The 17,646-nt window shown below is 61.5% G+C and carries 13 protein-coding genes; 6 read left to right on the top strand and 7 right to left on the bottom strand.

Annotation, left to right across the window (positions count from 1 at the left end; genetic code table 11):
• Positions 1 to 118: 118 nt before the first annotated feature.
• The gene (locus ACB039_RS10285; protein WP_005328065.1) at positions 119 to 499 is read left to right on the top strand and encodes a diacylglycerol kinase; all 381 of its coding nucleotides are present in this window, start codon (positions 119 to 121) and stop codon (positions 497 to 499) included.
• An 84-nt stretch (positions 500 to 583) separates the two neighbouring features.
• Here ACB039_RS10285 and serA read toward each other — a convergent pair whose 3' ends face one another.
• The 4 genes from serA to ACB039_RS10265 form a co-directional block, all read right to left on the bottom strand.
• On the bottom strand, positions 584 to 1,816 hold the full coding sequence (gene serA / locus ACB039_RS10280) for a phosphoglycerate dehydrogenase (protein WP_317842376.1): 1,233 nt from the start codon (positions 1,814 to 1,816) through the stop codon (positions 584 to 586).
• A 252-nt stretch (positions 1,817 to 2,068) separates the two neighbouring features.
• Positions 2,069 to 2,722, bottom strand: a complete 654-nt coding sequence (gene rpiA, locus ACB039_RS10275; RefSeq protein ID WP_005328069.1) for a ribose-5-phosphate isomerase RpiA — start codon at positions 2,720 to 2,722, stop codon at positions 2,069 to 2,071.
• A gap of 171 nt (positions 2,723 to 2,893) precedes the next feature.
• The gene (locus ACB039_RS10270; protein WP_005328071.1) at positions 2,894 to 3,490 is read right to left on the bottom strand and encodes a 5-formyltetrahydrofolate cyclo-ligase; all 597 of its coding nucleotides are present in this window, start codon (positions 3,488 to 3,490) and stop codon (positions 2,894 to 2,896) included.
• Between the two features lie 234 nt (positions 3,491 to 3,724).
• Complete coding sequence (locus tag ACB039_RS10265; RefSeq protein ID WP_005328073.1) at positions 3,725 to 5,071, bottom strand: Na+/H+ antiporter NhaC family protein; 1,347 nt, start codon at positions 5,069 to 5,071, stop codon at positions 3,725 to 3,727.
• A gap of 321 nt (positions 5,072 to 5,392) precedes the next feature.
• On the opposite strand from ACB039_RS10265, the gene dapB reads away from it, so the two are divergent.
• From dapB to leuA, 4 genes are all read left to right on the top strand, one after another.
• A complete protein-coding gene (gene dapB / locus ACB039_RS10260; RefSeq protein WP_041206990.1) occupies positions 5,393 to 6,205 on the top strand; it encodes a 4-hydroxy-tetrahydrodipicolinate reductase in 813 nt (270 codons plus the stop codon).
• A 668-nt stretch (positions 6,206 to 6,873) separates the two neighbouring features.
• A complete protein-coding gene (carA, locus tag ACB039_RS10255) occupies positions 6,874 to 8,010 on the top strand; it encodes a glutamine-hydrolyzing carbamoyl-phosphate synthase small subunit (protein WP_371165586.1) in 1,137 nt (378 codons plus the stop codon).
• Between the two features lie 16 nt (positions 8,011 to 8,026).
• The gene (carB, locus tag ACB039_RS10250; RefSeq protein WP_005328082.1) at positions 8,027 to 11,251 is read left to right on the top strand and encodes a carbamoyl-phosphate synthase large subunit; all 3,225 of its coding nucleotides are present in this window, start codon (positions 8,027 to 8,029) and stop codon (positions 11,249 to 11,251) included.
• Between the two features lie 523 nt (positions 11,252 to 11,774).
• The gene (gene leuA, locus ACB039_RS10245) at positions 11,775 to 13,433 is read left to right on the top strand and encodes a 2-isopropylmalate synthase (protein WP_371165585.1); all 1,659 of its coding nucleotides are present in this window, start codon (positions 11,775 to 11,777) and stop codon (positions 13,431 to 13,433) included.
• 45 nt (positions 13,434 to 13,478) lie between these two features.
• Here the strand turns inward: leuA and ACB039_RS10240 are convergent, their stop codons facing one another.
• Positions 13,479 to 14,522 (bottom strand): sterol desaturase family protein, encoded by a 1,044-nt coding sequence (locus ACB039_RS10240; RefSeq protein ID WP_043130206.1) that lies wholly within the window; start codon positions 14,520 to 14,522, stop codon positions 13,479 to 13,481.
• 353 nt (positions 14,523 to 14,875) lie between these two features.
• Between ACB039_RS10240 and ACB039_RS10235 the strand changes: the two genes are divergently transcribed.
• A complete protein-coding gene (locus ACB039_RS10235) occupies positions 14,876 to 15,982 on the top strand; it encodes a DUF1615 domain-containing protein (protein WP_371165659.1) in 1,107 nt (368 codons plus the stop codon).
• Positions 15,983 to 16,048: 66 nt separating this feature from the next.
• Here ACB039_RS10235 and ACB039_RS10230 read toward each other — a convergent pair whose 3' ends face one another.
• Together ACB039_RS10230 and ACB039_RS10225 are read right to left on the bottom strand one after the other, a co-directional pair.
• Positions 16,049 to 16,954 carry an NERD domain-containing protein gene (locus ACB039_RS10230; protein WP_317842380.1) on the bottom strand — a complete coding sequence of 302 codons (906 nt, stop codon included), beginning with the start codon at positions 16,952 to 16,954 and terminating at the stop codon, positions 16,049 to 16,051.
• A gap of 22 nt (positions 16,955 to 16,976) precedes the next feature.
• Positions 16,977 to 17,603, bottom strand: a complete 627-nt coding sequence (locus ACB039_RS10225) for a topoisomerase DNA-binding C4 zinc finger domain-containing protein (protein WP_043130210.1) — start codon at positions 17,601 to 17,603, stop codon at positions 16,977 to 16,979.
• Between the last annotated feature and the right edge of the window lie 43 nt (positions 17,604 to 17,646).

Genomic DNA, 17,646 nt, shown 5'->3' with positions numbered 1-17,646 from the left:
AAGGGGGCGGGATGCCGAAATGCAAGGGAATAAAATAAAGCAAAACTCTCCCGATGGAAACCTTGGGCGGCTCTGATAGGATGTGAGCCTAAAAGCCATTTCAAATGAGGTAGTTATCGTGGCAAAGCCAGGCGCGACCGGGGTTACCCGTATCATCAACGCAACCGGTTACAGCATGAAGGGTCTCAAGTCGGCCTGGATTAACGAGGCGGCCTTCCGCCAGGAGCTGGTGCTTGTCTTGGCTCTGATGCCGCTGGCCGGCTGGCTCGGCAACTCCCTCAACGAGATCCTGCTGCTCATCTGCATCAGCTGGCTGGTGGTGATCGTCGAGGTGCTCAACTCCGCCATCGAGGCGGTGGTGGATCGCATCGGCTCCGAGCATCACGAGCTATCGGGGCGCGCCAAGGATCTCGGTTCCGCTGCCGTCTTCATCGCGCTGGCCCTCAATGCCCTGGTGTGGGGCGCCTTGATTGGCCGCAATCTGCTCGGCTGGTGGTAGCTTGCGAGAGCAACCTTTCTCCTGACATAAAAAAGCCCGTCATCGAGACGGGCTTTTTGCTGGCCTGGCGCTGGGCTCAGGGCATCAGTGCAGGATCCGGGCACGTATGGTGCCGTTGATCTCCTTGAGACGGGAGAGCGCCTTCTCGCTGTGCTCGGTTTCCACGTCGATCACCACATAGCCGATCTCGCTGCTGGTCTGCAGGTACTGGCCGGCGATGTTGATCCCCTCGTCGGCGAAGATCTGGTTGATCTGGTTCATCACGCCCGGCTGGTTGCGGTGGATGTGCAACAGGCGGCTGGAACCCTTGTGGCCCGGCAGGGAGACTTCCGGGAAGTTGACGGCGGAGAGGGTGGAGCCGTTGTCTGAGTACTTGACCAGCTTGTTGGCCACTTCCAGACCGATGTTCTCCTGGGCCTCTTGCGTCGAACCGCCGATGTGGGGGGTCAGGATCACGTTGTCCAGGCCGCGCAGCGGGGTCAGGAACTCCTCGTCGTTGGACTTGGGCTCGCTCGGGAAGACGTCGATGGCGGCACCGGAGAGGTGACCGCTCTTGATGACGTCGGCCAGGGCGTCGATGTCCACTACGGTACCGCGGGAGGCGTTGATGAAGATGGCGCCCGGTTTCATCATGCGCAGCTGCTCGGCGCCGATGAGATCCTTGGTGGAGGCGGTCTCCGGCACGTGCAGGCTGATGACGTCAGACATGTTGAGCAGCTCCACCAGGTTCGGTACTTGGATGGCGTTGCCCAGAGAGAGCTTGTTCTCGATGTCGTAGTAGTAGACCTTCATGCCGATCATCTCGGCGATGATGCCAAGCTGGGTGCCGATGTGGCCGTAGCCGATGATGCCGAGCTTCTTGCCGCGGGCTTCCACCGAACGGTTGGCGAGCTTCTCCCAGACGCCGCGATGGCACTTGGCGTTCTTCTCGGGGATGCCGCGCAGCAGCAGCAGGATCTCCCCCAGTACCAGTTCGGCCACGGAGCGGGTGTTGGAGAAGGGGGCGTTGAAGACGGGAATGCCACGCACGTGGGCGGCATCCAGGGAAACCTGGTTGGTGCCGATGCAGAAGCAGCCGATGGCGACCAGCTTGCCGGCGGCATCCAGCACCTTCTCGGTGATCTGGGTACGTGAACGCAGGCCCACGAAATGCACGTCACGAATACGTTCGACCAGATCCTCTTCCGACAGGGAGGTCTTCAGATACTCAACATTGGTGTAGCCGGCTGCCCGAAAGGTCTCCACCGTGTTGGGATGCACTCCCTCCAGCAGCAGTACCTTGATCTTATCCTTGTCCAGCGAAAACTTGGCTGTCATGACGTTCCCTCTATTGTTTTGAAAAATGCGCTCAGGCTTGCAGTGTGAAGAAAACCGTAAAGTAGCAAAAACGTTTGGGAGAGGGAATATTTGTGACGAAAGTCAAATTCTTTGAAGTTATCAACGTTTTTTGCAGCGATGTTGCTACAAGCCATTGAGGGATAAATAGAAACGGCGCCATCAGGCGCCGTTGTCCATTCGCGGGGGTAATAATGGGGGTCTGGTGACCCGCGTTCCCTCCCGCAGTCAGCCTTATTGCGTGACGACGCCCTCTGGCGTGCCAATCAGTACCACGTCGGCGCCGCGATGGGCGAACAGGCCGTTGGTGACCACGCCCACGATGGCGTTGAGCTGCACTTCCAGCCCTTTGGCATCGGTGATGGCCATGCCCTTGACGTCCAGGATGATGTTGCCGTTGTCGGTCACCACACCCTCACGCCACACCGGGTTGCCACCAAGCTTCCTGATCTCGCGGGCCACGTATTCACGGGCCATGGGGATCACCTCCACCGGCAGCGGGAACTGGCCCAGCACCTCGACTGTCTTGGTGTTGTCGATGATGCAGATGAACTGGTCGGCCACGGCCGCGACTATCTTCTCGCGGGTCAGGGCGGCGCCGCCCCCCTTGATCATGTCGCGGGTTCCGTTGATCTCGTCGGCGCCATCCACGTAGACGGAGAGGGCATCGATGTCGTTGAGATCAAACACCGGGATGCCGAACCCCTTGAGGCGCTCGGTAGAGGCGATGGAGCTCGATACCGCGCCCTTGATCTCGTCCTTCATGGTCGCCAGTGCGTCGATGAAGTGATTGACGGTAGAGCCGGTGCCCACCCCGACTATGGTGCCGGGTACCACGTATTTGAGCGCAGCCCAACCGGCCGCCTTCTTCATTTCATCTTGAGTCATGATGGATCCTTATGGAAAAAGCGGGCGCATTATATCCAAGCATCCTGCCCAGAGCGACCATGGCGGTCACGTTCCGGGGCAAAAAGCCCCAAGATGTAAATCGTTTGCCTGTTTATTGAGCCAAGGGGAGGGGGAAGAGGGGTCAGCCCCCCGGCAGCAGGGCAAAACTTGCTAGGAGAAGCGCCAGCAGCGGGCGGGGGTGATGATCTGGGGAAGCGGCACGTCCCACTGCGCCTGGGGCACTGACTCCACCTGCTGGCAGTCGTGGGCAAGACCCAGCGGCCTTGGACCCAGCCCGTGCTCGTGCCAGCAGGCCAGGGTGCGATCGTAATAGCCGCCTCCCATGCCGAGCCGGTTGCCCTCGGCATCGAAGGCCACCAGCGGGGTGCAGATGAGATCCAGCATGCTGTGGGGTAGCACCTGCTGCACATCGAGCTCGGGCTCGGCGATGCCATAGCGGTTGCGGGTCATGGGGCTGGTGGCGGTGTAGCGCAAGAAGAGCAGGTGACCCGGGGTGAAGGGGTGCAGCACCGGCAGGTAGACCTCCTTGCGCTGGCTCCAGAGCCAGTGAATGGCGGGCAGGGGATCGAGCTCGCCGTCATTGGCCAGGTAGAGGGCGATGCGTCTGGCCCCCTGGATCTCGGGGTGTTCCTGGAAGCGCGTGACCAGTTGCTGGGCCGCCGCCTGCTGCTCGGCCTGACTCAGGCTCTTTCTGCGCTGGCGGATGAGCTGGCGCAGGCTTTGGCGTTCGGGCTGGGTATCGGACATGGGGGCTCCTGTGGTGGAACTAAAGGGCTGGGTTACCTTAACAAGGGGCCATCGGGATGAAAAGCGGGGAAGGGACGGTGCCGGGATCTGGCCGGGGACGACGGGATAGTCCCCGGCCAGCGAGGGCCCTGATTCAGCTCTGGGGAGAGGGCTCGGTCGCCGTGCGCAGTTGGTGCTTGACGAACGCCGCGACTATGGCGGCCAGCCCCAGGTCTGAGTGGTAGAAGGTGATGATCAGGCGACTTGTCGATGATCGGCGCCGCCGCGCACCTGATGCTTGATAAAGACGGCGACGAGGGCGGCCAGGGCCAGCGCCATGGGGTAGAAGCTCATGCTCACGACCGAGAGCGGCGAGAGGGCGAAGATGGAGCCGAGCAGCAGCGCCTGGGCACCCCAGGGGATGAGGCCTTGTACCACGCAGGAGAAGATGTCCAGCATCGAGGCGGCGCGGCGCGGGGTGACCCCGTGCTGCTCTGCCAGGTCCCGGGCCACCTTGCTCGCCACTATGATGGCAACCGTATTGTTGGCGGTACAGAGGTTGGTGAGCCCGACCACACCGGCGATGCCGAGCTCGGCCGCCTTCTCGTTTTGCTCACCGTCGTGGGCACGGGTGAAGCGGGCGATCAGGGCCGCGATGCGTGCGCTGATCCAGGCCAGCCCCCCCTGGCGCTCCATCAGGGCGCCGAGGCCGCCGATCAGCATGGAGAGCAGGAAGATCTCCTGCATGCTGGTGAAGCCCTGATAGATGTCCTTGCTGAACTGGCCGAGGGGATAGCCTCCGACAAGCCCAACGCCACCGGCGGCCAGGATGCCAAGGCCGAGCACCACGAAGACGTTCATGCCACCGAGCGCCAGCACCAGGATCAGCAGGTAGGGCATCACCTTGAGCAGGTCAGCGCTGGCGTTGGCGGCGGGGGCCTCACCGGTGGAGCCCAGCAGCAGGTAGAGCAGGATCACCAGCACGGCGGCGGGGGCGGCAATCTTGACGTTCTCGCGGAACTTGTCCTTCATCTCGCAGCCCTGGCTGCGGGTCGCCGCTATGGTGGTGTCCGAGATGATGGAGAGGTTGTCGCCGAACATGGCGCCGGAGAGAATGGTGCCCGCCATCAGTACGGGGTCTATGCCGGTGGCCTGGGCGACGCCGAGGGCTACGGGTGCCACTGCCCCTATGGTGCCCATGGAGGTGCCCATGGCGGTGGCAATGAAGGCGGAGATGAGGAAGAGCCCCGGCAGCAGGAACCAGCCCGGGATCAGGGAGAGGCCGAGGGCGACGGTGGCATCCACCCCGCCGGTGGCCTTGGCCACGGTGGCGAAGGCGCCCGCCAGCAGATAGATGAGGCACATGGCCATGATGTTGCTGTCACCCACCCCCTTGAAGAAGGTTTCAAGGTTCTTGTTGAAGCCCTCCTTGCCCAGCATCAGCGCCAGCATGACGGCGGGCAGGGCGGCCACGGGGGCGGGCAACTGGTAGAAGGCAAACTCGACCCCCTGCAGGGTCAGCCAGGTGCCGGTACCGATGAAGAGAGCAAGAAAGACCAGAAGGGGCAGCAGGGCTCTGGCACTGGGTTGGGTCTGGATCATGTGTTCCTCGAAACTTGAACAATGACCTCCTGTCGCAGCCTGTGTTGGCCCGGGTATGCTCGGACACAGGGTAGGCATCCTGCCGCTATGGGGGGCTCACAATAGTGAGTCGGGGGCATTCGGTCAAGATAGACGTCCAGATGGATAAGTCTTTTTCTTTTGTGATTCTGATGTGCTGATTAAATCCGTCAATTATTCGGACTTTTCCGATATTTATTGTTGATATGGCGGCGCCGAGACGACGGCCACGGAGGGCTTTTCAAAGCCGGCGCGGGCTGGTAAAACGGTCTCTTTCCAAAATAAAGAGATGAGAGGGTGGAGATGGACAATCCGATCCGTGTGGCCGTGATGGGCTGTAATGGTCGTATGGGCAAGGTGCTGCTGGAGGCCATCACCAACGCCGAGGGCGTGGTGGTCGGTGCGGCGCTGGAGCGACCTGGCTCTGCCGTGATAGGCCTGGATGCGGGTGAACTCAATGGCCTGGGTCGGCTTGGGGTCGTCATCAGCGACAGCCTGGACAAGGTGCGCGATGAGTTTGATCTCATCATCGACTTTACCCGTCCCGAGGTGACCCTGGCCAACCTGGCCTTCGCCCTGGCCCACGGCAAGCAGATGGTGATAGGCACCACCGGCTTCGACGACGCAGGCAAGGCCGCGCTGCACGAGGCGGGCAAGCAGATCGGCATCGTGTTCGCGTCCAACTACTCGGTCGGCGTCAACCTGGTGTTCAAGCTGCTGGAACAGGCCGCCAAGGTGATGGGGGAGTACACCGACATCGAGATCATCGAGGGGCACCATAGACACAAGGTGGATGCGCCATCCGGCACCGCGCTCTCCATGGGGGAAGTGGTGGCGAAAACCCTGGGCCGGGATCTCAAAGAGTGCGCCGTCTATGGCCGCGAGGGGATCACCGGCGAGCGGGATCGCAACACCATCGGCTTTGCCACCATCCGCGCCGGAGATCTGGTGGGGGAGCACACCGTCATGTTTGCCGACATCGGCGAGCGGGTGGAGATAAGCCACAAGGCTTCGAGCCGCCTGACGTTTGCCAATGGCGCCGTGCGGGCAGGCAAGTGGCTCGGCCAGCAGGGGGCGGGTCTCTACGACATGCAGGACGTACTCGACCTCAAATAGGGTGTAGCGGGAGCCTGACCAGGGCTCTCCTCTCCTCACTCTGGTTGTCAGACCCCGGCTCGCCGGGGTCTTGTTTATGGTTTTTGTAAAAATGAGCATTAAGCACCGCTTTTGTGGTGAACCAGCCTAAATCTCCCCCTTCCTATTTCTGCGCCACACTCCTGCGACAAAAATGTCATCAGAGGGTAACGGGATTGGGTCTCAATTTTCCCTGCAGCCCGCTTTTTTCACATCCGGTCAAACAGACTAAAAATGCAATCAAAGAAAAACGTTTTCTATTTTTAGTAGTCAGTTTTCTATCGCCAAATGGCACTTTTTGGCTTGAGTTGTTTGTTTTTTAAATTCGTACTTGTCTGTTTATTAACGATAAAATATCGTTTTTTGTCTGCTGGGTGGCATGGGTGTGTGCTTTTGTTTCGGGTTTTGGCTTTTCTTTTTGGGGAGGGGGTTGCAAAGCACCTCAGTGCATAGATAATGGGTAATGTTGCTTGTTTATTGAATTTAGATGCATTTCAAACGAGAAAAGACGTTGAAATGAGATCGTTTTTAAGTAGAATGCGCCCAATTTGCCAGAAATCTGCCGGGTTTGAGCCCTGTTTCAAACAGCGTCCGGACCCGCAACACCCAGGTAAATTGCTGAATTTAAAGCTAAATAACTGGAGGTTGTCTTGAATCACACTGCATTGCTAGTGCTGGAAGATGGAACTGTGTTCAAAGGCGTGTCGATAGGCGCCGAGGGATGTCCCGTTGGTGAAGTGGTTTTCAATACGTCGATGACGGGCTATCAGGAAATCCTCACCGATCCCTCTTATTCCCGTCAGATAGTCACCCTCACTTACCCCCATATAGGCAACACCGGCACCAACAGCGAAGATGAAGAGTCCAGTCAAATCCACGCGCAGGGATTGATCATCCGGGACCTTCCGATACTTGCCTCCAATTTCCGCAATCAGCAATCCCTCTCCGATTACCTCAAGTCTCACAACATCGTTGGCATCGCCGACATCGACACCCGCAAACTGACCCGCATCCTGCGGGAGAAGGGTGCCCAGGCCGGTTGCATCCTGGCCGGCAAGCAGCTCGATGAAGCCCATGCCCTGAGCCAGGCCCGCGCCTTCCCCGGTCTGAAGGGGATGGACCTGGCCAAGGAAGTGACCGTCAGCGAATCCTACAGCTGGACTGAAGGCAGCTGGCAGCTCGGCAAGGGGCACGTCACCCCGGCGGCCGATGAGCTCAAGTACCACGTGGTGGCCTACGACTTTGGCGTCAAGCGCAACATCCTGCGCATGCTGGTGGACCGCGGCTGCCGCCTGACAGTAGTGCCGGCCAAGACCCCGGCCGCCGAGGTGCTGGCGATGAACCCGGATGGCATCTTCCTCTCCAACGGCCCCGGTGACCCCGAGCCGTGCGACTACGCCATCGAGGCCATCAAGACCTTCCTTGGGACCAACACCCCGGTGTTCGGCATCTGCCTGGGTCACCAGCTGCTGGGTCTGGCCTCCGGCGCCAAGACAGTCAAGATGAAGTTCGGTCACCACGGTGCCAACCACCCGGTGAAGAGCCTGGACGACAACACCGTCATGATCACCGCCCAGAACCACGGGTTTGCGGTGGACGAGAACAGCCTGCCGGAGTGCCTGCGTGCCACTCACGTCTCCCTGTTCGACGGCTCCCTGCAGGGCATACATCGCACCGATCGTCCAGCCTTCAGCTTCCAGGGTCACCCCGAAGCGAGCCCGGGCCCCCACGACTGTGCCGGTCTGTTCGACCACTTTATTGAATTGATTAAGCAGTATCGCGCCTAAGAGGATAAAGAGAGCCATGCCAAAACGTAACGACCTACAGAGCATCCTGATCCTCGGCGCCGGCCCCATCGTCATCGGTCAGGCCTGCGAATTCGACTACTCCGGCGCCCAGGCCTGCAAGGCTCTGCGCGAGGAGGGATACCGCGTCATCCTGGTGAACTCCAACCCGGCCACCATCATGACCGACCCCGAGATGGCGGACGCCACCTACATCGAGCCCATCACCTGGGAAGTGGTGCGCGAGATCATCAAGAAAGAGCGTCCGGATGCGGTGCTGCCCACCATGGGTGGCCAGACCGCGCTCAACTGCGCGCTGGATCTGGAGAAGCACGGCGTGCTGGCCGAGTTCGGTGTGGAGATGATAGGTGCCACCGCCGATGCCATCGACAAGGCGGAAGATCGTCGTCGCTTCGACATCGCCATGAAGAGCATCGGCCTGGAGTGCCCGCGCGCCGGCATCGCCCACAACATGGAAGAGGCGTGGAAGGTGCAGCAGATGGTCGGCTTCCCCTGCATCATCCGTCCCTCCTTCACCATGGGTGGCTCCGGTGGCGGCATCGCCTACAACACCGAAGAGTTCGTCGAGATCTGCGAGCGCGGCCTGGATCTCTCCCCGACCAAGGAGCTGCTCATCGATGAGTCCCTGATCGGCTGGAAAGAGTACGAGATGGAAGTGGTGCGGGATCGCAACGACAACTGCATCATCGTCTGCGCCATCGAAAACTTCGACCCCATGGGCATCCACACCGGTGACTCCATCACGGTCGCGCCAGCCCAGACGCTGACCGACAAGGAGTACCAGCTAATGCGCAACGCCTCCATGGCGGTGCTGCGCGAGATCGGCGTCGAGACCGGCGGCTCCAACGTCCAGTTCGGCATCAATCCCAAAGATGGCCGCATGGTCATCATCGAGATGAACCCGCGGGTGTCCCGCTCCTCCGCGCTCGCCTCCAAGGCGACCGGTTTCCCCATCGCCAAGATCGCCGCCAAGCTCGCCATCGGTTACACCCTGGACGAGCTGATGAACGACATCACCGGCGGTCGCACCCCGGCCTCCTTCGAGCCGGCGATTGACTACGTGGTCACCAAGATCCCGCGCTTCAACTTCGAGAAGTTTGCCGGTGCCAACGACCGTCTCACCACCCAGATGAAGTCCGTGGGTGAAGTGATGGCCATTGGCCGCAACTTCCAGGAGTCCCTGCACAAGGCCCTGCGCAGCCTAGAGACCGGCAAGACCGGCTTCGACCCCATGGTGGATCTCAATACCCCCGACTCTCTGACCCGCATCCGCCACGAGCTGCAGGATGCCGGTTGCGACCGGATCTGGTACATCGCCGATGCGTTCCGCGCCGGTCTCTCCATGGACGGCATCTTCAAGCTGACCAAGATTGACCCCTGGTTCCTGGTGCAGATTGAAGAGCTGGTGAAGCTGGAAGAGCAGGTGAAAGAGCGCGGCATGGCCGGCCTGGACGCCGACTTCCTGCGCACCCTGAAGCGCAAGGGCTTCGCCGACGCCCGTCTGGCCAAGATCCTCGGCGTGGCCGAGGGCGAGGTACGCAAGGCCCGTGCCCGCCACAACATCTTCCCGGTCTACAAGCGGGTCGATACCTGCGCCGCCGAGTTCGCCACCAACACCGCCTACATGTACTCCAGCTATGACGAGGAGTGCGAAGCGGCGCCGACCAATCGCGACAAGATCATGATCATCGGCGGCGGCCCGAACCGCATCGGTCAGGGCATCGAGTTCGACTACTGCTGTGTGCACGCGGCCCTGGCCCTGCGCGAAGACGGTTACGAGACCATCATGGTCAACTGCAACCCGGAGACCGTCTCCACCGATTACGACACCTCCGACCGTCTCTACTTCGAGCCGGTGACCCTGGAAGACGTGCTGGAAATCGTGCGCGTCGAAAACCCGAAAGGCGTCATCGTCCAGTACGGCGGTCAGACTCCGCTCAAGCTTGCCCGTGCCCTGGAAGCGAACGGCGTGCCTGTCATCGGCACCAGCCCGGATGCCATCGACCGTGCCGAAGACCGCGAGCGCTTCCAGTCCGCCGTCGAGCGCCTTGGCCTCAAGCAGCCGGAAAATGGCACCGTCACTGCGCTGGAGCAGGCTGTGCAGGTCGCCGCCCGCATCACTTACCCGCTGGTGGTTCGCCCCTCCTACGTGCTGGGTGGCCGCGCCATGGAAATCGTCTATGACGAGCAGGATCTGCGTCGCTACTTCGCGGAGGCCGTGAGTGTCTCCAACGAGTCGCCGGTGCTGCTGGACCGCTTCCTGGACGACGCCACCGAGGTGGACGTGGACGCCATCTGTGACGGCGTTGACGTGGTCATCGGCGGCATCATGGAGCACATCGAGCAGGCCGGTATCCACTCCGGTGACTCCGCCTGCTCCCTGCCGCCCTACACCCTGTCCAAGGCCATCCAGGACGAGATGCGTGAGCAGGTGCGCAAGCTGGCGCTGGAGCTCGGCGTGGTCGGCCTGATGAACGTGCAGTTCGCGGTGAAGGACAACGAGATCTACCTCATCGAGGTGAACCCCCGTGCCGCCCGTACCGTGCCCTTCGTCTCCAAGGCCACCGGTGCGCCGCTGGCGAAGATCGCCGCCCGGGTTATGGCCGGTCAGAGCCTGCAGGAGCAAGGTTTCACCACCGAGATCATCCCGCCCTACTACTCGGTCAAAGAAGTGGTGCTGCCGTTTGCCAAGTTCCCGGGTGTCGACCCGCTGCTGGGGCCGGAAATGCGCTCCACCGGCGAGGTGATGGGGGTGGGCAGCAGCTTTGCCGAGGCTTACGCCAAGGCCCAGCTGGGTGCCGGTCACCAGGTGCCGAGCGAAGGTCGCGCCCTGCTCTCCGTGCGTCACGGCGACAAGGAGCGGGTGGTGAACCTGGCCGCCAAATTGCTGGAGCTGGGCTATGAGCTCGACGCCACCCACGGCACTGCCGTGACCCTGGGGGAAGCGAGCATCAACCCGCGTCTGGTGAACAAGGTGCATGAAGGCCGTCCGCACATTCTGGATCGCATCAAGAATGGCGAGTACACCTACATCGTCAACACCGCCGAGGGCCGTCAGGCGATTCAGGATTCCAAGCAGCTGCGCCGCGGCGCCCTGCAGCACAAGGTGGCCTACACCACCACGCTGCACGCGGCCTTCGCCACCTGCATGGCTATCAGCGTCGATGCCACCGCCAACGTGAACTCGGTGCAGGAGCTGCACCACAGGGTCAAGCACCGCTAAGGTGCGCGCGGCCAGGGTGGCTTACGGCCCTGGATGCAAGCCTGACAACACCCCGCCAGCGATGGCGGGGTGTTTCTTTTGGCGGGGGCGGCGGATCCCGGGCGCATCGGCTCCTCATGCACGGGGTGGCGTAAACAGCGAGAAGCAAGGGTGATAAACCCCCTTAAATTGGCTTAATTCAATCATAAATTGCCTATTTTGTGCCATTGACAACAATCTTCGCAATCACTCACCCCGAGCGCCTCCCTATACTGGTTTCTCATCACATGCGTGAGCAAACAAGGTCGTCCGCACCGGCAAGCATTCAGTGTCAGAGGGTTGCGAGAGGATCAGGGCCGGCGTTATCGCGCCAGCCTGGTCGGCCCCTTCCACCAGAAGGGGCCAATGGAAACCGGTTGTGGGGTTACCGCCGCACTGCCAGTCAGGGCCAGCGTTATCGCGCCAGCCCGCTCCCCCTTCTTGCTCCCTCTGTTACCTGCCCGGTCGCCTGGCGCCTCAGCATATCTGCCAAGGGAATCTGAATATGAGCTTCGATCATCGCAAATACCGCCCGGCCCCCGTCATTGCGTTGGCTGACAGACAGTGGCCCAATCGGGTGCTTGAGCGCGCGCCGCTCTGGTGCGCCGTGGATCTGCGGGACGGCAACCAGGCGCTGGTCGAGCCCATGACGGTGGCCCAGAAGCTGCAGATGTGGGCGCTGATGATTCATGTCGGCTTCAAGCATATCGAGGTGGGCTTCCCGGCCGCCTCCCAGCCGGACTTTGACTTCGTGCGCGAACTCATCGAGCGCAATCTCATTCCGGAGGATGTCACCATCCAGGTGCTGGTGCAGGCCCGGGAAGATCTCATCGCCCGTACCTTCGAGTCCCTCAAGGGGGCGAAGCGGGCCATCGTTCATGTGTACAACTCGGTCAACCCGACCCAGCGCAACTATGTGTTCAACACCGGGCGGGAAGGGGTCAAGGCCATCGCCGTGCAGGGGGCGCGCTGGGTACGGGAATACGCGGCCCGCAACCCAGGCACCGAGTGGAGCTTCCAGTACTCCCCCGAGAGCTTCAGCAGCACAGAGGTGGAGTTCGTGGTGGAGGTGTGCGACGCCGTCATCGACCAGTGGCGATCGGCCTCCCGCCCCATGATCCTGAACCTGCCCGCCACCGTGGAGGTGAGCACCCCCAACGTGTTTGCGGATCAGGTGGAGTGGTTCTGCCGCCACCTCAGGGCGCGCCCCGAGGTGAGCATCTCCATCCATACCCACAACGATCGGGGCTGCGGGGTGGCGGCGGCCGAGCTGGCGGTGCTGGCGGGGGCGGATCGCATCGAGGGCACCCTGCTTGGCAACGGCGAGCGTACCGGCAACATGGATATCGTCACCATGGCCATGAACCTCTACAGCCAGGGCATCGATCCCGAGCTGGATCTCTCTGACATGGATGCCATAGTTGCGACCGTGGGGGCCTGCACCCAGATAGCCCTGCACCCGCGCCACCCCTATGCTGGCGAGCTGGTCTACACGGCGTTCTCCGGCAGCCATCAGGATGCGATTCGCAAATCTCTGGCGGCCGAGAAGCCCGATGCATACTGGGACGTGGCCTATCTGCCGATCGATCCTGCCGATCTCGGTCGCAGCTACGAGGCGGTGATCCGCATCAACAGCCAGTCCGGCAAGGGAGGGGTCACCTATCTGCTGGAGCGCGACCTCGGCCTGCAACTGCCGCGCTGGCTGCAGATCGACTTCAGCCGTCGGGTCCAGGCCCAGGCTGAGGCGAGCAGCAGCGAAATCAGCCCGGAGCAGATCCGCGCCCTGTTCGAACAGCATTACCTCGAGCCGCTGCACGGTTATCGTATCGGCCGCTTCCAGCTCGGTCACGACAGCCAGGAGACCCTGCGCCTCGAGCTGCAGACCCCGGATGGCAGCTTGCAGCTCTGCGGTGAGGGGGAGGGGGCCATCACTGCGCTGGTCAACGGTTGGGAGCGCCAGACCGGCATGCACATAGATGTGCTCGACTACTCCGAACATGCCCTCAGCGCCGGCACCGAATCCCGCGCCGCCGCCTATGTGTTGCTGAGTGTCGACGGTACCCGCATGTGCGGGGTGGCCATCGGCCGTGACGTGGTCAACGCCTCCCTGCAGGCGGTGATCAACGGCGCCGCCCAGATCCGCGCCCTGCGCCAAAGCGCCTGAGCCATGTCCGCCAACAACAACGCCACCTCAGGGTGGCGTTGTGCTTTATGGGGCCTTGCTCAATCCACCAGCGGCTTGCGGCTTGCGGGGGCGGGGCAGGGCACGCCAGATCTTGCGCACCGTCACCAGGAAGGGGCGCAGGATCAGGGCACTTAACCGGCTGTAGCGTTCGTTGTCTCTCGGGCCCACCCCGAAGGAGAGCGGCTCGGGCTGGCTGCTGGTCACATAGAGGGTGCCGAACCACCAGTCCCAGAGGGAGAGATTGGTGCCGAAGTTGTGGTTGAAGTGGCGGGGATCCCGGCTGTGATGGATCTGGTGCTGCGCCGGGCTGTTGAGCAGGTGCTCGAGCCTGGGGCCGAAGGAGAGCCAGATGTGGGTGTGGCGCAGGTTGGCGGCCAGGGCGTTGAAGATGAGCACCAGGTAGCTGATGCCAAACAGGGTGTAGGGGCGCACTGTGCCGCCACAGAGCCAATGGAAGATGCCGCCGTAGAGGGCGAGGCAGCTCCCCTTGACCAGCATCTCGCACAGCTTCTCCACCAGGTGGATGCGGCTCGCCGTTGGCGGCACCATCACGGTCGCGCTGTGGTGTACCTTGTGAAACTCCCACAGCCAGCGGCTGTGAAAGGCGCGGTGCAGCCAGTAATGGACGAAGTCACTGATGAGGAAGACCCCCAGGCCATAGAGCATCATCAGCCAGCTCGCCTCGGCGAGCCTCGGGCGCTCACCCCAGAGCCGGGTCAGTGCCGATTGCACGTCCCCGGTTTGCAGCAGCCAGGGGTGAAGCAGGGTCAGGACAGGCAGGATCACCGCCACGTGCAGCAGGGCGCGCACCAGGTAGTACTGGTAATCGAGCAGGGCCGAGGGGTGCAACCAGACGGCCCGGCCCCCCAGGAAGTGGCGAAAGCTGCGGGTTTCGGGATCTCCCTGGCGACGGCGGTGCAGATAGAGCAGGTAGGCGACGGTGCCCGAGATCAGCAGGAAAACAAAGCCCAGGCGCCCGTTGAGATCGAACAGCCCCGACAGACTCTGCCAGAGCGGGGTGATCAGCAGTCGCTGCAGGGGGTCGAAGAGGGGGGTCAGCTTGTCCATGGGCTCCATGCCGCGGGCGTGTCGGTCGGCGGCATTCTAAATAGAAATGACTATCAATAAAAGCCATTGTTCGAGGTTTGGCAGATGGGACCTGTGCACAGGCTCACGCCACCTGTCGTCATGCCGCTACGCCCTATTCCCCGGTGCTGGCCCAAGCTCGAGTTGGAGGCTTTAGCCGGGCGAGCCAATCCTCTACAATGGGCACCTGTTTGCGTTCGGGGCCTTTCATCCGTGATGAATGAGGGCCCGGCCCCCGCTCTCTATCGGAAGCCTTCATGACATTCTCTCCCTGTTTTGCCTCTCCTTCTCGTGTTGTCTCTTCTGCGCGCGCCCTGATCCCCCTGCCGCTGCTGATGGCCGTGTTGCTGGCGGGTTGTGCCAGTGAACCGACCGCTCCTGTCGAGGAGGCGGCCGTCATCGCCAACCAGCCCAAAGCCATGCAGCCGCGCAAGCCCGCGGACATGAAGACCCGCATCGTGCGCTTCCTGCCGCGCCAGGTGCAGGACAAGCCGGGTTGGGCCAACGACGTGGTGACGGCGCTCAGCACCCAGGGGCTGACGGTGAGCGACCACAATGTCTGCTCAGTGCTGGCGGTGGCGGAGCAGGAGGCCACCTATCAGGCGGATCCCGTGGTGCCCGGTCTTGGCAAGATAGCCTGGAAGGAGATCAACGCCAGGGCCGCCAAGCTGCTGATCCCCGAATTCGTGGTGCGCACGGCGCTCTCCATCAAGTCTCCCACTGGCAAGAGCTATGCCGCGCGCATCGATGCCCTTCGCACCGAGCGGGAGATGAGCGAGATCTTCGAGGATATGATAGGCGCCGTGCCCATGGGCAAGCAGCTGTTTGGCAACCTCAATCCGGTGCGCACCGGCGGCCCCATGCAGGTCAGCATCGCCTTCGCCGAGGCCAACGCCCGCGGCTATCCCTATCCGGTCAAGGAGTCCATCCGCCACGAGGTGTTCACCCGCCGGGGCGGCATCTGGTTTGGCACCAAACATATCTTCGGTTATCCCGCTGACTACCCGGACACCCTCTACCGTTTCGTCGACTTCAATGCGGGCTGGTATGCGAGCCGCAACGCCGCCTTCCAGGCCGCGGTGAGCCGGGTCAGCGGCAAGCCCCTGGCCCTGGACGGGGATCTGGTCCGCTACGACTCAGATCTGCCCGGCAAGACCGAGCTCGCGGTGCACAGCATCGCCAGCCGCGTCAACATGAGCAAGCAGGCCATCCACCAGAGCCTGCTCAAGGGGGACAGTGCCGATTTTGCCAAGACCGACCTCTATCATCGGGTCTTCACCCTGGCTGACCGGCAGGCGGGCAAACGGCAGCCCCGCGCCGTGCTGCCCGGCATCCAGCTGAAGAGCCCCAAGATCACCCGCAACCTCACCACCGCGTGGTTCGCCAAGCGGGTGGATGACAGGGAGCAGGCCTGTGTCAGAAAGATGGCGACCATTCGCTGACAGTCAGAGACAACAAGGGCGGCCAAGTGGCCGCCCTTGTTTCAGTTCCAACTGCATGTTCAGGGGTCAGGCTCTGCTGTCCTGTGTCGCCGCGCCATGGCGCGTCTTCTCAAGGGATTGCATCCCCCGGCATGTTGGGTATCCGCTGCATCCCCAAAACTGATTGCCTCTGTTTTCTCCCCGGCTGGCGGTACGCAAGACCATGGCATTGCCACATCTGGGGCAAGGCGGACTCGGATCACCGAGCGGTTGGATGGTGACAGGGGAGGGCGCAGCGCCCTTTTCGTCAGGCACTGCCTTGGTGGAAAACGGCTTGCGTGATGATTCGCCATGACGCGCCTTTAGCTGGGCCACATGCTGCCTGCGGGTCTGCCAGTTTGCCACCAGCCGCCCTTGCTGGATGGTCTCGACCACTTGCGTGACCTCGGCAGGGGCCAATACTTGGGTGGTTTTTCCTTTGATATGGCGGATCAGCCCGCGGTTCATCACGTTGTCCGGCATGGGGGTCTTGAAGGTGCAGTCGCCAATGAAGTAGATGACGGAGTGGAGCTGATGATCCGCCACCCCCAGCAGGGATTTGAGGGTCATCATGTGCAGATGGTTCTGGTGCAGGGGATTCTGGAAGCTGTGCTTGCGGCGATAGATCTGCTGGGTCCAGTTCTTTTGGGCCGGATTGCCGAATATCCAGCCCTTCATGTTCTTGGTCTCAATCACGAATATCCCGAAGCGGGAGACGAGCACATGGTCGATCTGAGTGCTGCCCTGGGTGCTGCCCTGGGGGATGGGCAGGGTCACATCTTTGAGCAGGTGATATTCCCGCTGGTCGAGAAAGAGCCGGATGCTGACGTTGATAAGCCACTCCCCGATCATGCCCTTGAACCAGGGGCTTTTGACGAGCGTCGCGATCAACAGCAGTGGCAGCAGATACCAGAGCTGGCCGAGCAAAGGGTAAATAATGGCAGTGACGTCCATTTCACTCTTCCTTCATTGAGGGTTAACCCTCGATAGAAATCAGGCTTCGACACTTGGGGTATCCCGGACAGCCCCAAAATGAGTTGCCTTTGGTATCTCCCCGCTTGCTGGTTCGCAATACCATTGTGGTACCGCATTTGGGGCAGGTTGGTGCTGGCCCGGCATTGACCACCGCAGCTTCGCTTTCGTCACTGTTGTTGGCGACTCTTTCCAGCGATATGCGAACCTCTTCACTGATCCGGATGATCCGCTGTGCTTCGGCATAGGCATCGCGGTAGAGCTCTCCATCGTCCGAGCGCAGAATCAAGACGCCCATCTCGTTGTTATTTACCTGGCTGAATTCGTAGAGGTTCAGGCTGGCAATGATGCACATCTCTTCATTGAGGTAGCACTTGGCATGGAGGTTCTTGCAAAAGCTGGTGCGGATATAGGTGAGCTCCTTGAGCCAACTGATCTCTTCCGGCTGGAGTTCGCTTTTGCCGTAGACGATACGGACATCGATCTTGAGCCGGTTCTTGTCGGTCAGCAGCTCCTTGATCCTGTCATTGAGCTTGAGGAAGGGGCTGATCAGAATTAACCGCTCCTTGGCATCCTTTATCAGCTCCTCGAGGAAATAGTTGGTTGCGCTGGTATTCAGAAATTTGGCCATAACAAGCTCCCTATCCTTGGCAATCTCATGTGTTCTTTGGTCA

Source organism: Aeromonas sp. S2(2024), assembly GCF_041402505.1.
GTDB classification, from domain to species: Bacteria; Pseudomonadota; Gammaproteobacteria; order Enterobacterales; family Aeromonadaceae; genus Aeromonas; species Aeromonas media.
This window is presented reverse-complemented; position numbering and strand designations above follow the sequence as displayed.

What these genes read in the sequence shown, in the direction of transcription:
- dapB (WP_041206990.1), top strand. Translation starts at nt 5,393, where the DNA reads ATGGACAATCCGATCCGTGTGGCCGTGATGGGCTGTAATGGTCGTATG.
- ACB039_RS10270 (WP_005328071.1), bottom strand. Translation starts at nt 3,490, where the DNA reads ATGTCCGATACCCAGCCCGAACGCCAAAGCCTGCGCCAGCTCATCCGC.
- rpiA (WP_005328069.1), bottom strand. Translation starts at nt 2,722, where the DNA reads ATGACTCAAGATGAAATGAAGAAGGCGGCCGGTTGGGCTGCGCTCAAA.
- ACB039_RS10265 (WP_005328073.1), bottom strand. Translation starts at nt 5,071, where the DNA reads ATGATCCAGACCCAACCCAGTGCCAGAGCCCTGCTGCCCCTTCTGGTC.
- leuA (WP_371165585.1), top strand. Translation starts at nt 11,775, where the DNA reads ATGAGCTTCGATCATCGCAAATACCGCCCGGCCCCCGTCATTGCGTTG.
- carB (WP_005328082.1), top strand. Translation starts at nt 8,027, where the DNA reads ATGCCAAAACGTAACGACCTACAGAGCATCCTGATCCTCGGCGCCGGC.
- ACB039_RS10230 (WP_317842380.1), bottom strand. Translation starts at nt 16,954, where the DNA reads ATGGACGTCACTGCCATTATTTACCCTTTGCTCGGCCAGCTCTGGTAT.
- serA (WP_317842376.1), bottom strand. Translation starts at nt 1,816, where the DNA reads ATGACAGCCAAGTTTTCGCTGGACAAGGATAAGATCAAGGTACTGCTG.
- ACB039_RS10225 (WP_043130210.1), bottom strand. Translation starts at nt 17,603, where the DNA reads ATGGCCAAATTTCTGAATACCAGCGCAACCAACTATTTCCTCGAGGAG.
- ACB039_RS10240 (WP_043130206.1), bottom strand. Translation starts at nt 14,522, where the DNA reads ATGGACAAGCTGACCCCCCTCTTCGACCCCCTGCAGCGACTGCTGATC.
- ACB039_RS10235 (WP_371165659.1), top strand. Translation starts at nt 14,876, where the DNA reads ATGGCCGTGTTGCTGGCGGGTTGTGCCAGTGAACCGACCGCTCCTGTC.